At 68.3% G+C, this 14,446-nt stretch carries 12 protein-coding genes; 7 read left to right on the top strand and 5 right to left on the bottom strand.

The annotated features are described in order from the left end of the window. Positions 1 to 22: 22 nt before the first annotated feature. Entirely contained in the window at positions 23 to 880 is an 858-nt protein-coding gene (locus ACTVZO_RS39145; RefSeq protein ID WP_443302919.1) for a helix-turn-helix domain-containing protein, read from the top strand. 107 nt (positions 881 to 987) lie between these two features. Further along, positions 988 to 1,791 carry a transposase family protein gene (locus ACTVZO_RS39140; RefSeq protein ID WP_443302918.1) on the top strand — a complete coding sequence of 268 codons (804 nt, stop codon included), beginning with the start codon at positions 988 to 990 and terminating at the stop codon, positions 1,789 to 1,791. Positions 1,792 to 1,872: 81 nt separating this feature from the next. Here ACTVZO_RS39140 and ACTVZO_RS39135 read toward each other — a convergent pair whose 3' ends face one another. Further along, positions 1,873 to 3,132 (bottom strand): hypothetical protein, encoded by a 1,260-nt coding sequence (locus tag ACTVZO_RS39135; protein ID WP_443302917.1) that lies wholly within the window; start codon positions 3,130 to 3,132, stop codon positions 1,873 to 1,875. Between the two features lie 361 nt (positions 3,133 to 3,493). Between ACTVZO_RS39135 and ACTVZO_RS39130 the strand changes: the two genes are divergently transcribed. Both ACTVZO_RS39130 and ACTVZO_RS39125 read left to right on the top strand, forming a co-directional pair. Beyond that, positions 3,494 to 3,943, top strand: a complete 450-nt coding sequence (locus ACTVZO_RS39130; protein WP_443302916.1) for a hypothetical protein — start codon at positions 3,494 to 3,496, stop codon at positions 3,941 to 3,943. A 218-nt stretch (positions 3,944 to 4,161) separates the two neighbouring features. Continuing rightward, the gene (locus tag ACTVZO_RS39125) at positions 4,162 to 5,553 is read left to right on the top strand and encodes an MFS transporter (RefSeq protein ID WP_443302915.1); all 1,392 of its coding nucleotides are present in this window, start codon (positions 4,162 to 4,164) and stop codon (positions 5,551 to 5,553) included. 742 nt (positions 5,554 to 6,295) lie between these two features. On the opposite strand, the gene ACTVZO_RS39120 is transcribed toward ACTVZO_RS39125, so the two are convergent. Further along, complete coding sequence (locus ACTVZO_RS39120; protein WP_443303411.1) at positions 6,296 to 7,189, bottom strand: YncE family protein; 894 nt, start codon at positions 7,187 to 7,189, stop codon at positions 6,296 to 6,298. 617 nt (positions 7,190 to 7,806) lie between these two features. Between ACTVZO_RS39120 and ACTVZO_RS39115 the strand changes: the two genes are divergently transcribed. Next, the gene (locus tag ACTVZO_RS39115) at positions 7,807 to 8,625 is read left to right on the top strand and encodes a class I SAM-dependent methyltransferase (protein ID WP_443302914.1); all 819 of its coding nucleotides are present in this window, start codon (positions 7,807 to 7,809) and stop codon (positions 8,623 to 8,625) included. Between the two features lie 67 nt (positions 8,626 to 8,692). Beyond that, positions 8,693 to 9,127 (top strand): VOC family protein, encoded by a 435-nt coding sequence (locus ACTVZO_RS39110; RefSeq protein ID WP_443302913.1) that lies wholly within the window; start codon positions 8,693 to 8,695, stop codon positions 9,125 to 9,127. A gap of 87 nt (positions 9,128 to 9,214) precedes the next feature. Here the strand turns inward: ACTVZO_RS39110 and ACTVZO_RS39105 are convergent, their stop codons facing one another. The 3 genes from ACTVZO_RS39105 to ACTVZO_RS39095 all read right to left on the bottom strand — a co-directional run bounded on the left by ACTVZO_RS39105 (position 9,215) and on the right by ACTVZO_RS39095 (position 12,498). Beyond that, on the bottom strand, positions 9,215 to 9,976 hold the full coding sequence (locus tag ACTVZO_RS39105; protein WP_443302912.1) for an SDR family NAD(P)-dependent oxidoreductase: 762 nt from the start codon (positions 9,974 to 9,976) through the stop codon (positions 9,215 to 9,217). Between the two features lie 40 nt (positions 9,977 to 10,016). Further along, on the bottom strand, positions 10,017 to 11,174 hold the full coding sequence (locus ACTVZO_RS39100; RefSeq protein ID WP_443302911.1) for a serine hydrolase domain-containing protein: 1,158 nt from the start codon (positions 11,172 to 11,174) through the stop codon (positions 10,017 to 10,019). Between the two features lie 220 nt (positions 11,175 to 11,394). Next, complete coding sequence (locus ACTVZO_RS39095) at positions 11,395 to 12,498, bottom strand: hypothetical protein (RefSeq protein ID WP_443302910.1); 1,104 nt, start codon at positions 12,496 to 12,498, stop codon at positions 11,395 to 11,397. A 466-nt stretch (positions 12,499 to 12,964) separates the two neighbouring features. Here ACTVZO_RS39095 and ACTVZO_RS39090 point away from each other — a divergent pair, with 466 nt between their 5' ends. Beyond that, the gene (locus tag ACTVZO_RS39090; protein ID WP_443302909.1) at positions 12,965 to 14,269 is read left to right on the top strand and encodes an MFS transporter; all 1,305 of its coding nucleotides are present in this window, start codon (positions 12,965 to 12,967) and stop codon (positions 14,267 to 14,269) included. The last annotated feature ends 177 nt before the right edge of the window (positions 14,270 to 14,446 follow it).

The following is a 14,446-nucleotide window of genomic DNA, read 5'->3' as shown; positions in this document are numbered from 1 at the left end:
GTCACGGGCCGATAATCGACGTATGGCACCATCCGCCGCACCGCATGAGCTGGCTCACTTCCTGCGCTCGTGCCGGGCCCGGCTGACCCCGGAGGCCGCCGGCCTGCCCCGGAGCAGCACCCGACGCCTGGACGGGCTGCGCAGGGCCGAGGTCGCCGCACTGGCCGGGATCAGCCCCGAGTACTACACCCGCCTCGAGCAGGGCCGCCAACGCCACCCGTCACCCGATGTCCTGGACGCGCTCGCCTCGGCCCTGCAGCTCGACGACCACGCGCGTCTCCACCTGCACCACCTGGGAGCCGCCGGCCCCGCGCTCCCGGCGGATCCGGTCGCGGTCGAGACCCCTCGCGTACCGCGGGCGACGCTGCAGCTGCTCCATTCGCTCACTCCGTGGCCCGCACACGTGGTCAGTCCGATGCGCGACATCCTCGCGTGGAACGACGCCGAGGCCTGGCTGCTGTTCGACTTCTCCGAGCTGCCCGCCCGGCACAGGAACTTCGCCTGGTTCGCCTTCTGCGACCCCCGCGCACCCGAGCTCCTCGCCGAGTGGGAGGCGACGGCACGCAGCAACGTCCACCGTCTGCGGCACGCGCTGGCGGCCGACCCGCACAACGCCCGCGGAAGGCAGCTGGTCGCCGAACTGGCGGAGCGGAGCAGCCGGTTCGCCGAGATCTGGGAGGAACACGAGGTGCGGGGACCGACCACCGGCAGACATCGGTTCCGCCACCCCCGAGCGGGCGTGCTCGACCTGGAGTACACCGCCTACGTCGTCCCCGGCGCCCACAACCTCGAACTGGTCGTTCTGACCGCGGGCGAGGGCTCCCCCACGCACGAGGCGCTGCTGCGGTCGGCAGCCGAGCGCCGGGTGCACCCCGGCTGACGCCGGACGGTTCGTCGAGTCACTGAGCCTCTTTCATCCTGTCTCTGCGGGGTGAATGGGCAGGTCAGCGGGGTGGATGGTGACATGGCGAAGCCTCCGTCGTTGGTGTGGTGATCTCACTCATCACATCGGTGCCGGAGGCTTCGTTGGTTCCGTATCCTGCCACGCTCGACGTCCCGCATGAGCTGGTTGAGCATGTTTCCTGGCTTCTCCATGCCCGCCGACAGGAGCTGAACTCTCCCTGGCGGAGGCTGGGTTGCTTCAAGCAGGCTCTGCTTGCACTCGCCCACCTGCGGAAGAACGAGACATTCGCGCAGGTGGGAGCGGGGTTCGGGGTGTCGGAAGCGACGGCCTGGCGGTACGTCGAGGAGACCCTGGACGTTCTGGCCGCGTGGGCTCCGGGACTGCACGAGGCCCTCGTCGGTCTGGGTGAGGAAGACTTCGTCATCGTTGACGGCAGCCTCATCCCCACCGACCGGATCGGAGCGGACGAGCCGTACTACTCGATGAAGCACCGCCAACACGGGATGAACGTGCAGGTGATCGCCCGCCCGGACGGCACACCCCTGTGGTTCTCCCGAGCCCTGCCGGGCCGAACCCACGACCTGACCGCGGCCCGCGCCCATGGCATCGTCCAGGCTTGCCTGACCAGGCAGATCCTCGTACTCGCGGACCGCGCGTACCAGGGCGCCGGCGCGACCGTCCGCACCCCGTACTACCGGCACCGCGACCAGCCCGAGCATTACCAGCAGTTCAACCGCGACCATGCCCGCCTCCGGGCACCCGGCGAACGAGCCTTCGCACTGCTGAAATCGTGGAAGGTTCTTCGACGAGCGCGATGCTCCACCAACCGCATCGGCACCATCGTAAAGGCCGTCCACACCATCCTGACCTGCACCTATTCAGGATGAAAGACGTTCACTCGGCGCCGCCGCACCACCCTCACCTGTACGAACGCCTCCGAAGGCGTGGGAGGGGCTCGGTCCCGCCGTTCACCCGCTCAGGTCTTCCAGCTTCTTCACGGCTTCCTGGATATCCCTCAGGGAACTTGCGAGGTCCGCGACGATCGTTCTGAGCGCGGGTTCCTGCTGGACGATTTCCTGGATGACCAAGAACGGGATCGGAGCGGGATCCCGCTTCAGAGAGTAGGGACCCGGCGCATGGGCGGAATCGATGAACCCGAGTGATTCGAAGTTCTTGAGCAGCGCACTGAAGAACGAGCAGGCGATCTCGAGGTTCTTCAGGACGGCGACGCCCTGCTGGTACCAGTGATATACACCGGCCCGCTCTGTCTGGGACAGCCTCGTCTTCCCTTTCCACTGCGCCCTGAAGGTTTCCACCGATCCGGCGTTCCCGATTCCACCCGTCAACGTCTGGCCGTTCACGTAGCCAAGAGCGCGCACCACGCTGTCGTTCACGAAGAGTTCCAGGATTTCTGACGCTGCGCGAGTTTCATACGCCGGCAGACAACCGGCGAATTCATCCCCGACGTTGCCGGCATCCCGTATCATCGCGGCCGATCCATATACGGTCACGTACGCGTCCGCAAGGGCCTTGAGCGCGTGCTCAGAAATCGCCAGCTGGACACCAAAAAGCCCTGACTCGATATCGGATATCAGCTTTTTACCATCCGCTTCCTTGCGGGCTACATCTGACGCATACCGCCCATTAATTGCCTTTTCGTCAGCACCACATTCGAGCATCATCCCCACGAAATCGTCGTAACTATCAATAAACTTCACGAAGCTGCATACATCAGCCTCAAGCAGCTTCACGGAAACAGCGCCATCATTCACGAGCCCCCTTAGCGAGACTTTCCCTGACTTGAACGTGTCTCGAATCCCCTGGAGGCTTACGTGCGACGACCGCACAGAATCGATCACTGCACTCCTGACCACCTTCAGGCGGGCACGTTCTCGTTCTGAAAAAATCGAGAAATTATGCGCGATCCGATCACCCGAAATCATCGGCCTCATCGGGCCCACGAGCAGCAACGCTTCCTCGATTTCTTTCCGCGCCAAATCCGCGAAACCGAGAAGGGCCTTGGATATCCCGCGCACATGAGCAGCCACATCTCCAAACTTTTCTTCGTTCAGACTTTCATCCGAATACTTCCACATGCGCTTCGAATTCTCTTCGATCCCCTTCTCAGCCTTTGCGAATGCGTCGCAGGCCTCGACGAAATCTCGCAGCGCTTCATCGGCACGCAGATACAGGGGGCTCTTCGGACGGGTAAGGTCGATCTTCTCCATCGAGTTTCCTTTCGGTAGTTTCCAGAACGCGAATTCCCTTCCACGGCCCGGAGAAAGTCGCATGCGGCCAGGGTGCATCCCGTCCTCTGTCCGAGGGGCTCCCGGCCGGGCAGTCTTGCGTGCACGCCGGCGCCTCACCGGTCCCCGCCCATGGGACGGCGGGCGGGGCGGGAAGAGCGCCGGGGCACAGGCGTCTGGACCCGCCGGACGACGCAAGCGGGTTGAACCGGCGGGACGCCGCGCGTGTCTGCTCCCGCCTCACGGACGCGGTGTGAAAGAGCTGGCTCCCGACAGGCAAGCCGACGAAAGGATCCGGATCGTGTTCTCTGCTACCCAGCGTGGTGCCGCGGCAGCGGTAGTATTGTCCGCCGCCGTTCTCGCGTGGCCCGCGGTCGCGGCCGAAAGCGGGCCGGCCGCGGACAAGGACAAGCCGCGCACCGAGGTGATCAGGCTGACCTCGACGCCCGCGACGACCACGCGGATCGACCTCGGTCAGCCGACGGGCATCGGCAACCAGATCATCAACACCGCAGACCTCCTCAGGGACGGCCAGGCCTACGGGACCGAGGCGACGCTGTGTACCCAGGTGTCGGCCACGCCGGGCGCGGAACTGTGCTCGGGCTCCTTCCGGCTGCCCGACGGTGAGGTCACCTGGCAGCACCTCGAGCCGTCCCACACGACGCCGCCCACCGACGTCGACAACGCCATCACCGGCGGAACGGGGGCCTACTCCACCGTCCGCGGCTACGCACACATCACCCGTACCTCCATCGGAGGCCCCGGCGAGTACACGCTGTACCTGGTGCGCTGAGAGGGCGTGTTCCGGACCAGCTGCGTGGACGTTGCCGCCTCCCGTGGCGGCAGCCTCCCGCCGCTGCCCCGACGCGGAGAGGAACCGCTGCACGCAGGGCGCGCGGGCTCTCGATCCACCGGGTGAACCCTCCGATCGGAGGACCAGACGGGACCGCTTTCCTGGCTAGCTGGAGGCAGGTTTGACCGTTTGATTCACCTAGATCCGCGGGGTAGGCCATGACTGACTACATGAGGGCGCCGTCCACGGTTCCCTCCTCCGAGGGCACTGAGCAGGGGCGCATGCGCCGGATCAGCGCTGCCAGCTTCTTCGGCACGGCCATCGAGTTCTACGACTTCTACATCTACGGCATGGCGGCCGCCCTCGTCTTCAACCACGTGTTCTTCCCGGACCTCTCCACGACGGGCGCCCTGCTCGCCTCGTTCTCGACGTTCGGCGTCGCCTTCGTGGCCCGGCCTTTGGGCTCGATGCTGTTCGGACACTTCGGCGACCGCCTCGGGCGCAAGTCCGTCCTGGTCATCTCACTGCTGATGATGGGTCTGTCCACCGCGTGCGTCGGCCTCCTGCCCGGCTACGCACAGTGGGGGATCGCCGCGCCCCTGGTCCTCGTACTCCTGCGTTTCGTCCAGGGCGTCGGACTCGGCGGCGAATTCGGCGGCGCCGCGCTGCTGGCCGTCGAACACGCTCCGCCCGGGCGCCGCGGCAGGTTCGGCTCCGCCGCACAACTGGGCGCGCCGCTCGGCCTGCTGATCGCCACCGCGGTGTTCTGGGCCATGTCCTCCGCCCTGCCCAACGGCGCGTTCATCGAGTGGGGCTGGCGGATACCGTTCCTGCTGTCCTTCGCCTTCACCGCCGTCGGCCTCGTGGTGCGGCTGAAGGTGGCCGAGACACCCGTCTTCCGGGCGATGGCACAGGCGCAGGGCCTCAGCCGGGTCCCGGTCAAGGACGTGCTGCGCAAGAACCCTCGGGAGCTGCTGCTGGGTGCCGGCGCCATGGTCGTCGTCTTCTGCACCTTCTACACGGGCTCGGCCTTCTGCCTGTCCTACGCCACCGGTGCACTGAAGATCGCACGCGGCGACATGCTCGCGATCTCCCTGATCGGCTGCCTGACGTTCGCCGCAGGAATCTGGGTCTCCGCCACGGCATCCGACCGCATCGGGCGCAAGCGGATGATGCTCGTCGGAGCGGCCGTGACCGTGCCGTGCGCCCTGGCGGTGTTCCCGATGATGGACACCCGGCAGATCGTCCTGATCGCGCTGGCGCTCGGCGCACTGAACTTCTGCACCGGCCTGACGTACGGGCCGATCGGCGCCTACCTGCCGGAGCTCTTCGGCGCGTCGGTGCGGTACACCGGAGCGAGCCTCGCCTACAACCTCGGCGGGGTGCTCGGGGCGGCGGCCGCGCCGCTGATCGCGACCCACCTGCAAGCCTCGTTCGGCTCGTTCTCCGTGGGCCTCTACATGGGTGCGGCCGGCCTCGTCTCCCTGGCCTGCATCTGCTTCCTCCCGGAGACCAGTCGGCGCGGTCTCGGCCACCGGCCGGAGACGGCCGGGCCGGTACCGGAGCAGGAGAACGAAGGCTCTCCGGTCCGCGCCACTGCTTCTCGCTGAACATGGCGGTACCGCAATGACCGCCGCCCAACACCTCGCCGAACCGGCCGGACGGCCGGCAGCACGTGGACGTGCCGGCCGTCCGGTGTCGCGGCTCGCGCGGGGGCGCGGTGCCGCTACGGAGCCGCGGGGATCAAGACGGGCGGCCCCGTGACGACGAAGGTGAAGATGCTGCCGGGGGGACCAGGCGGGCCCGCAGGTCCGGCTACTCCCTGGGGTCCGGCGGGCCCGGCCGCTCCCGGGGTGCCGGCCGGGCCGGCGACACCCGGAGTGCCCTGGGCTCCAGAAGGACCGGGGGCACCCTGGGCTCCAGAAGGGCCGGGGGCTCCCGCCGGCCCGGCCGGTCCGGGAGGACCGGGGGGTCCAGGAGGACCGGGAGGAAACGGCGGTCCTCCGTGGTGGGGCTCGCACGACTCGGACCACGGCGGTCCGTCGGCGCATTCCTCGTGCGGCGGAGGCGGATTCAACGTCACGTGCGGCGGAGGAGGATTCAACGTCACGTGCGGCGCGTCCGCCGGGTCCTGCGGTGTGGCGGCGGCTGCGGGCGCCGCGAAGCCGGCACCTGTGAGGACCAGGGAGACAAGGGCTCCGGCGACCCATCCGGTCCGGCGTGGCGGACCGCTCCGACGCGTTCCCGCTGTGCTTTCAGACGACATGCACTTCGCTCCTGATCATTGTCCGCTGGAAGTGGATCCGGGCCCGTGGGCAGCCGGCGGCGGCCCCTGGGCCGTCCGCGAGGCGGTCACGGCGTGGCACAGACGGCATGCGGGGTGAGGGTGACGTCGTCCCGCGTCCTGTTCTGCCCGCTCACCTCCCAATCGTTGGTGCCCGGTACCGGCCTGCTGACGAGCTGATCTGGCGCGGGTCCCCTAGATCCGAAGCCGCCGCCCGTCAGCACGCTGCCGACCGGGCAGGACACCTTCGAGGTCCCCGGCACCGAGCCCAGGTCGATCCCGATGAACGCGCCTTCGGGGCTGTCGATGGTCGCGGAGACGGAGTTCGTGGCGAGGTCGATGACGGACACTGCGTCGTCGCCGTTGGGGTGGCTGACGTAGAGCCGGGCTCCGGTGGGAGAAACCGCCATTTCCGCGGGATCCAGGGAGGTCGGGATCGAGGTGACGACGCTGTTCGTGGCGGCATCGATGACGGTCACCCGGCCGTTGTTCCGCTCGGCGACATAGACGCGTCTTCCGTCCAGCGAGACCTTCACCCCGTCCAGTCCCTGGTTGAGCGGAATCGGCACCACGACCGTGTTGGTGGCGGTGTCGATGACCGACACCTCGCCCGAGGTGTTCTCGGTGACGTAGACACGTGCCCCGCTCGGCGAGATGGCCACCTTTCGCGGTGCACCCGGACCGACGTCCACCGTCGTGATCAGCGTCATGGTCGCGGAGTCGATCACTGCCACCACATTCCCGCCCCGGTAGGCGACGTAGAGGCGCTTCCCGTCCGGGGATACCGCCAGCCCGTTCGGGAGGGTGTCCGCCCCCGTCTCGAGCGTGCCCACGATGGCATCGGTGGCGGTGTTGATCGCCACCACACGGTTGGCCAGTCCCTGACCCTCTACCGTGACATAGGCTCGACTGTCGTCCGGCGAGATGGCCACGCTCTCCGGAGTGCCGTTCCCCGTGGGGATTTCGGCCCACCACGGTGTTGGTGAGGGCGTCGATCGCCGACACGGCGCTCGAATCCCGCTCCGTCACGTAGACCTTCTTGCCGTTCCGGGAAGCGGCCACTTGCAGGGGCCCGCTGCCCACTCCGGTGTCGATGCTCGTGACGAGGGCATTGGTGGCCGTGTCGTACACCCGGACCGTGCCCTGACCCGTGTTGGCGACGTACGCGTACGTGCCGGGTGCGGCAGGAGCCGCCTGGGCGAGGGACGGCGTCAGAACGACTGCCGCAGCGAGTGCCGTGCACGATGCCTTCCAAAGGCCCTGCTTCGACGCATGCCCCCAGACGCTCCCCGCAAGCGGTTTCCCGCGGACGGCGAAGTGCTGCATGGATCCTCCTCGAACGACTCGGTCAGGGGATGTCCCTGTTCGAGTTGTGAGGAGAGTCATAGTGGTACGTATTTACGATTATCAACTACCAGATGTCGCTAATGCCTCAAATATCACCATCTGGCCCATCAGAACGGCCAACCCTCTGGTCCACCGATCGGATGAGCGGGCAGCGGCATGACCGGGACCATGCTGGACATGCGACCACCCGCCTCGGCCCAGCCCGGGCTTCGACGAGCGAGGACTTCGACTGATGAGCACGGCATGCGAAACGCAGTACGCCTTCCACGGAGCGGTGGAGGTGAACGACCAGCTCGACGCGCTGGAGACCATGCTGGACCCCGGGACCGCCGAGTGTTTCCGGGCACAGGGGATCCCGGCAGGAGCACGGTGCTGGGAGGTGGGCGCCGGCGGGGGCTCGATCGCCCGTCACCTCATGGCGCTCACGGGCCCCGGTGGTCGCGTCGTGGCCACCGATATCGACACGTCACGGACCGTGGCACCCGGCGCGGAGATACTGCGGCACGATGTCCGACGGGACCCGGCTCCGCCCGGCGGCCCCTTCGACGTGATCCACGCCCGATGGGTCCTCATGCACCTGCCGGAACGCCGGGCGGTGATCCGTCGGCTGGTCGACGCGCTGGCCCCCGGCGGACGGCTGATCATCGAGGAGAGTGCGGTGACCTCGGACGGACTGCCCGTCCTGACCGGTTCCGGCCCGGCTGACGCCGACCTGTTCCGCCGGTTCACGGGAGCCGTCGTACGGATCCTCGCCGACGTCGGCGCCGACCCGCAGTGGGGGGCGCGTGACCTGCACGCCGCCATGGTCGAATCGTCACTGCAAGACGTCCAGAGCATCCACCGCGCGGAGAGCTGGACGGGCGGCGGCCCGGGCAGCCGCCTGCACGACATCCACACGCGCCAGCTTCGCGAACCCCTGCGTTCGCTGGGTTTCACCGACGGCGACCTCGCCCGGGTCCGGCGCATCGCAGCGGACCCGGGCTTCAGCGCCATGTGGTACCCGCTCGTGTCCACCTGCGGACGCAAGGCGGCTCGCGGCGGTCAGCACTGACCGCACCGGCCCCGGCGGCCTTGAGCGCCTCACGCCCTTACGCCCCTCGAACAGGTAGAACAGGATCATGCTCAAGCATTTCGACCATGTCACCGTGGCGGTGAGTGACCCTGCCGCGGCCATCGACTTCTTCGCCCTGCTCGGATTCGAACCCGACAAGGACGTGGTGATCAAGGGTCCGGAGATGGACCAGTACATGGGGATCGACGACCTCGAGGCACGGCACATCACACTCGTACTGAAGCATTCGGACCCGCGGCTGGAGGTGCAGCTCCTGCACTTCCTGAAGCCGTCCGTGGAGGCGGCCGGCGACACGGCCCGGCTGGACCGCATGGGTTTCAACCACATCTGCTTCGCGGTCTCCGACATCGACGACCTGATCGAGAGGGTCACGGCCGCCGGCGTGCGGGTCCGCAACCAGCCGATGACCTTCCACGACCGCAAGCTGGTGTTCCTCGAGGGGCCTGAAGGCATCACCGTGGAACTCGCCGAGTGGACGTGAGAATCCGGTCACGGCGGTCGTCGGACAGGACGGGGGCGCGCGAGGCCGCCGAGGCGACTGCGCGCACCCCCTCGTCTTGCCCGCTCGTCAGAGGAGCTGACCCGTCGGCCGGACGAGCAGCTCGTTGACCGCCACGTGGCCGCTGCGCGTGACCGCGAACACGATCGCCTCCGCGATGTCGCGCGGCAGCAGCGGCGCGTACTGCATCTCCCGCAGGATCCGGTCGCGGATCTCGGGAGCGACGTGGTCCGCCAACTCCGTGTCCACGGCCCCGGGCTCGACCACGGTCACCCTCACCTGGCGGCCGGCCAGTTCCAGGCGCAGCGCTTCCGACAGGCCGACGACCCCGTATTTGGTGAGGGCGTAGACCGCGCCCCCGGCGACCGCCTTACGCCCGGCCACGGAACTGATGTTGACCAGGTCGGCGACGCCCCGGCCCCTGCGCGCGGCCGCCTCGACCAGATGAGGCAGCGCCGCCCGCGAGATGTTCAGCAGTCCGTCGACATTGAGACCGACCATGCGGTCGGACAGCTCCGCCGGAGCACTGCCGAACTCTCCCAGCAGCATCTGCCCGGCGTTGTTCACCACGATGTCGAGGCCGCCGAAGCACTCCACGCTCCGCCGTACCGCGTCCGTCGCGTCGCCGCGATCGGTGATGTCGCAGGGGACCGCGAGTGCACGGCCGCCTCCCGCCTCGATCTCCGCCGCCAACTGCTCCAGGCGGTCGGCCCGGCGCGCCACCAGGGCGACCGTCGCGCCTTCGGCGGCCAGCGCCCTGCCCGTCGCCGCGCCGATTCCGCTGCTGGCTCCGGTGACCAGTGCGACGGTCCCGCTCAGTTGTGCACCCATGTACCTTCCTCGCTCCTGACGGGCCCGGCTCGCCGGGGACTCAGACCGCACCGACGGCGTCGAAGACGGCTGCGACGTAGGCCTCCGTGCGGTCCGACCCCACGACACCGGCGCCCATCTTGTTCATCGTGTAGGACAGCGTCATCCGGCGCTCCAGGTCCATGCAGACCACCGAGCCTCCCCAGCCGCCCCAGAAGCACCTGCGGCCCTGGGGTACGTAGGGGAACGTCTCGGTCCCGGGGAGCGCGAAGCCGATTCCCCACCGCATCGGAAGCCCGATCACCAGATCGACGCCGCAGGCCTGCTCCTCGAAGATCAACTCGATCGTCTCGGGCGAGAGCAGGCGCTGGCCGTCCACCGTGCCCCCGCGTGACACCACGGAGAGCAGACGGGCGATCCCGGCCGCCGTACCGTGGCCGTTCGCCGCGCCGATCTCGGCACGCCGCCATCCCTCGGTGCTCACCACGTCCGGGCCCGCCAGAGGACTGGTGAGGGTTTTGTACATGGGGCTCTCGGGGTCGAGCGAGTCGAGGGCGTGGGGATCGACGGGCGGCGGCACGAGGTCCGCGATGCGGTTCCAGACGGCCGGCTGAGCCCCGATCTGGAAATCCGCTCCGAGCGGACCGGCCAGTTCCGTCGCCACGAAGGAGCGCAGCGAGTGTCCGGTGGTCCGGCGGACCAGCTCGCCCACGAGGTGGCCGTAGTTCAGACCGTGGTACCCGGAGGCGGTTCCCGGCTCCCACCACGGGGCTTGTTCCGCCAGCCGCGCCGCCGCCTCGCGCGACCGGTAGATGTCTTGCAGCCTGCACGGCTTCTCCCAGCCGGACACGCCCGACGTGTGCGACAGGACGTGCCTAACGAGGACGGACTCCTTGCCGTTGGCCCCGAATTCCGGCCAGTAGGCGCTCACCGGTGCGTGAACGTCGAGCAGACCTCTCTCGACGAGCACCAGGGCGGCGAGCGAGGTGACGGCCTTCGTCGTCGACCACACGTTGGTGAGCGTGTCCCTCGTCCAGGGCTCGCTGTGCGAGACGTCCCGGTATCCGCCCCACAGGTCCACGACCGCCTCACCGTCGATGTCGACGTAGAGCGAGGCTCCCAATTCCTCCCCGGACTCCAGCCGCTCCTCCAGGGCGCTCCGCACCGTCTCGAACCGTGCGTCGCACGTACCGCTGACCGTGGCCAATGTGTGCTCCATTCCGTCTGGACGCTTCAGCAACAGCCACAAACTAGGCAAACCGGCTACGGCATCGCCATCCACCGGACGGCGACGCGTCACGAGCCCGTCGGTGTAGACCCGGGGCACTCCCCGCCTCCGCAGCGCCCGTCTCGGACCTGCGCGGCCGTCGCCGGTGCGGTGAGCGGGACACCGTACCGGCGACGAGTTCCTGCGTTGTGCGGCCGGGTCGGCCGGCGGGTCAGAGCGACTTGGTGACGCCTCCGCCCGAGAGCGGGCACAGCGAGGGGTTCGCTAGCTCCGCCGCCGTGAGGGGGACCTCGTCCCAGGTCAGGCCGTCCGACCCGTCGGCAACGGCCTGCTTGACGGTCCACGGCAGGCTCGTCACCGCACCGCCGTCGTTCATCTGCGCCCACGCCGAACCCGAGAGCACTTGGAACACCGGGGTCTTGTAGAGCACGCTGCGGGTCCTCGGAGGAATGCTCACCGTGTCCTGCTGCTTGAAAGTCGTGGTGTTCGTGGTGGAGTGCCCGTACCTCTGGGCGAATGACGCCTCGATGCCGGTCTTCAGGTCGCCGAATTCGAGCCCGATGGTGAGCTTTTGCCCGTACTCGGTTTGGAACGACTGCTCATTGGCCACGCTCGTCTCCCACCACAGCGCCCTGGTCTGAACGATGGACGTGCAGTTGCTGCTGAACGCCACGGCCTTCGACTCACCCTGGACGATCGACGCTTTGGTCGTCTGGTTGAGAGTGCACTTCGCGGTTCCGTCCTTGCACGCCTTGGCTGCCTCGGCCTGGGTCGGCGTGGGGTAGTACGAAATCGAGGTGATCTGGTTGAAGAGGGCGGTCCCCTGGTTGTGCCAGCCGATCGGACGGGCGTGCCCCACGTATCCGGTCCGGTTGGGGTGCTCGGCCGGGCTCACCTGGCAGATGTTCATCCCTATCTCGGAGTTGACCCGGTTGTCGAAGTTCGGATCGATCTGGTGCAGGTTCATGATCGCCGGCCTGGGCATGTCACCCCTGCAGCCGTTCGCGGCTATGGAGAGCACGCTCCCCGACCAGTCGGGGTTGGAGAAATGCATGGACGACAGGTACGGATTGGCCTGTTCCATCCGCCTGGTCAGGGCAGTCAGCGCCGCCTGCCCGCTCGGAGCCGTGAGGGGCCCGTCCTGCACCTTCCCGAACGTCGCGACTTTCACGAGTGCGCGGAAGTCCGCCACGCAGGTGAGGGTGCCGTTGTAGTGGCAGTAGCGGAGCGAAGCGGCGTCTGCCGCCTGCGCCACACCGAGGGGGGACAAGACGGTCAGCGCGGCGAGCGCCGAGACAGCGGTCTTGCGGCTCAAGGATGCTCCCGGGGTGTCAGAGGATCTGTGTCTTCCGGATTTCCTGGGCGGTTTCGCGTGCCGGACCAGACCCCCGGTCGCCTCCGACGGCTGCCGGTGTGCGAGCTGAGTTTGTGTCAAGAGCGGCTGCGACGGCCCGATTTGAGAATGCAGCCCTCTGCCGCGCGGCGAGAATAGGCCAGAGGTCGCGCCATTGGTTCTAGTACTCCGGCCACCCGAACGGGGCCCGCGCGGATCGGTCGCCGCATCCATCCGGTCGACGGCCCCGGAACACCGCGACGGCCTCGGCAGCCGCCCCTCCGGCCCGGGCCCCGCGGGCCCGGTAGGACGGCCGTCAGTCGGCCGACCGGTGAGCGGGCACTCGTACCCCGCGGGTGCCGATCGGTGGATGATCCCCGCTTCCCGTCCTGGTGCCCTGGTGGAGACGTGAGCATCCGATGTGACACCGAGCGGGAATGGAAGACCCTTGACGACGCACACAGGATCTACGATCGAGCGCATCAGCGTCCGGGGGCTCGCGGTATGGGGCACGGGAGCGCTGATCTACTTCATCGCCGTCATGCACGGATCGAGCCTGGGAATCGCCGGCATCGAAGCGGCAGGCCGTTTCCACGTGCACGCGTCGGCCCTCTCCTCGTTCTGCCTGGTCCAGGTCTTCGTCTACATGGCGATGCAGGTGCCGGCGGGGATGCTGATCGACCGGCTGGGCGTGCGCCTCGTGCTCCTCCTCAGCCTCGTGCTCCTCACGGCGGGGCAGCTGGGATTCGCCTTCTCGTCCTCCTATGCCGAGGCGCTGGCCTCGCGCGCCCTGCTCGGCCTCGGGGACTCCATGACGTTCATCTGCGTTCTGGAGCTCGGCGCACGATGGCTCCCAGGGCGGCTCTCACCCGTGGCCGCCCAGACCGCGGGGCTGCTGGGAATGGCCGGAAACCTGGTCAGCACGTCCCTCCTGGCCCCCCTGCTGCATTCCCTCGGCTGGACCCGCACGTTCGCCGGTACGGCGGTCTTCGGAGCGTTCGTGCTCGTACCGCTGCTGGTACTGGTGAAGAACCGTCCGAAGGCCGCTTCCCGGCAGGAGACGTCCGGCCTCGCCGGCCCGGCCGTGCGGAACGGCTCGCTGGCCTCCCTTCGCGCCGCGTGGAGGACGCCCGGCACAAAACTCGGAATGTGGGTCTCGTTCACCGCCCAGTTCTCGATGATGGTGTTCCTGCTGCTGTGGGGCATGCCCTTCCTGGTGAAGGGCGAGGGGCTGACGCGTTCGCACGCCTCGTACCTCCTGAGCCTCCTGGTCGTCTCGGCCATGATCTGCGGCATCGTGTTCGGTTCCCTGCTCACGCGCCGCAAGTCGCTGCGGATCCCGGTGGTGGTGGCGGTGGTCGTCGTCAACATCGTCGGCTGGATCGCGACGATCGCCTGGCCCGGTGCTCATGCCCCGTTGTGGCTCCTCACCGGTCTCTGCCTCGCCCTCGGCGCGGGCGGACCGGCGGCCACGATCGGCTTCGACTACGCCATCACGGCGAACCCGCCGGAGCAGCAGGGCGTGGCCACGGGCATCGTGAACATGGGCGGCTTCGTCGCGGCGATCATCGCGCTCGCGGTCATCGGAACGGTCCTCGACGCCACGCGGAACGACTACCGTCTCGCCTTCGCCGGTGTCGTGGTCATCAAGCTGGGCGGGCTGGTCCAACTCGTGCGGCACCGGCGTGCGTCGGCGAGCGGCGTTCCCCGCCGCAAGCTGATCCGCCTGGACCGCCTCGCTCCCGCGTCCTGATGACTCGCCGCCTGCCCGGCGTTCGGTGCCGGGCGTGGCGCCCGCACGCTCCCGGCAGCCCACGGACGGTGGAGGCCCGCTCCCCCGTCGCCCGGGCCGATCGGCGGCTGCCGGACCCATCGTGCCCGCCCTGTACTGGTGAGGGGCCCGCATCTGGCGCGGGATCCCGCGAACGAT

Origin of the sequence: Streptomyces sp. IBSNAI002, from assembly GCF_052244475.1 — a bacterium.
Taxonomy (GTDB): Bacteria; Actinomycetota; Actinomycetes; order Streptomycetales; family Streptomycetaceae; genus Streptomyces.
Note: the sequence above shows the minus strand (reverse complement) of the source record. Positions and strands in the feature narration are given on the sequence as shown.

Bases quoted from the DNA above. Each gene is read 5' to 3' on its own strand.
- ACTVZO_RS39145 (WP_443302919.1), top strand. From the start codon at position 23: ATGGCACCATCCGCCGCACCGCATGAGCTGGCTCACTTCCTGCGCTCG.
- ACTVZO_RS39135 (WP_443302917.1), bottom strand. From the start codon at position 3,132: ATGGAGAAGATCGACCTTACCCGTCCGAAGAGCCCCCTGTATCTGCGT.
- ACTVZO_RS39125 (WP_443302915.1), top strand. From the start codon at position 4,162: ATGACTGACTACATGAGGGCGCCGTCCACGGTTCCCTCCTCCGAGGGC.
- ACTVZO_RS39115 (WP_443302914.1), top strand. From the start codon at position 7,807: ATGAGCACGGCATGCGAAACGCAGTACGCCTTCCACGGAGCGGTGGAG.
- ACTVZO_RS39110 (WP_443302913.1), top strand. From the start codon at position 8,693: ATGCTCAAGCATTTCGACCATGTCACCGTGGCGGTGAGTGACCCTGCC.
- ACTVZO_RS39105 (WP_443302912.1), bottom strand. From the start codon at position 9,976: ATGGGTGCACAACTGAGCGGGACCGTCGCACTGGTCACCGGAGCCAGC.
- ACTVZO_RS39100 (WP_443302911.1), bottom strand. From the start codon at position 11,174: ATGGAGCACACATTGGCCACGGTCAGCGGTACGTGCGACGCACGGTTC.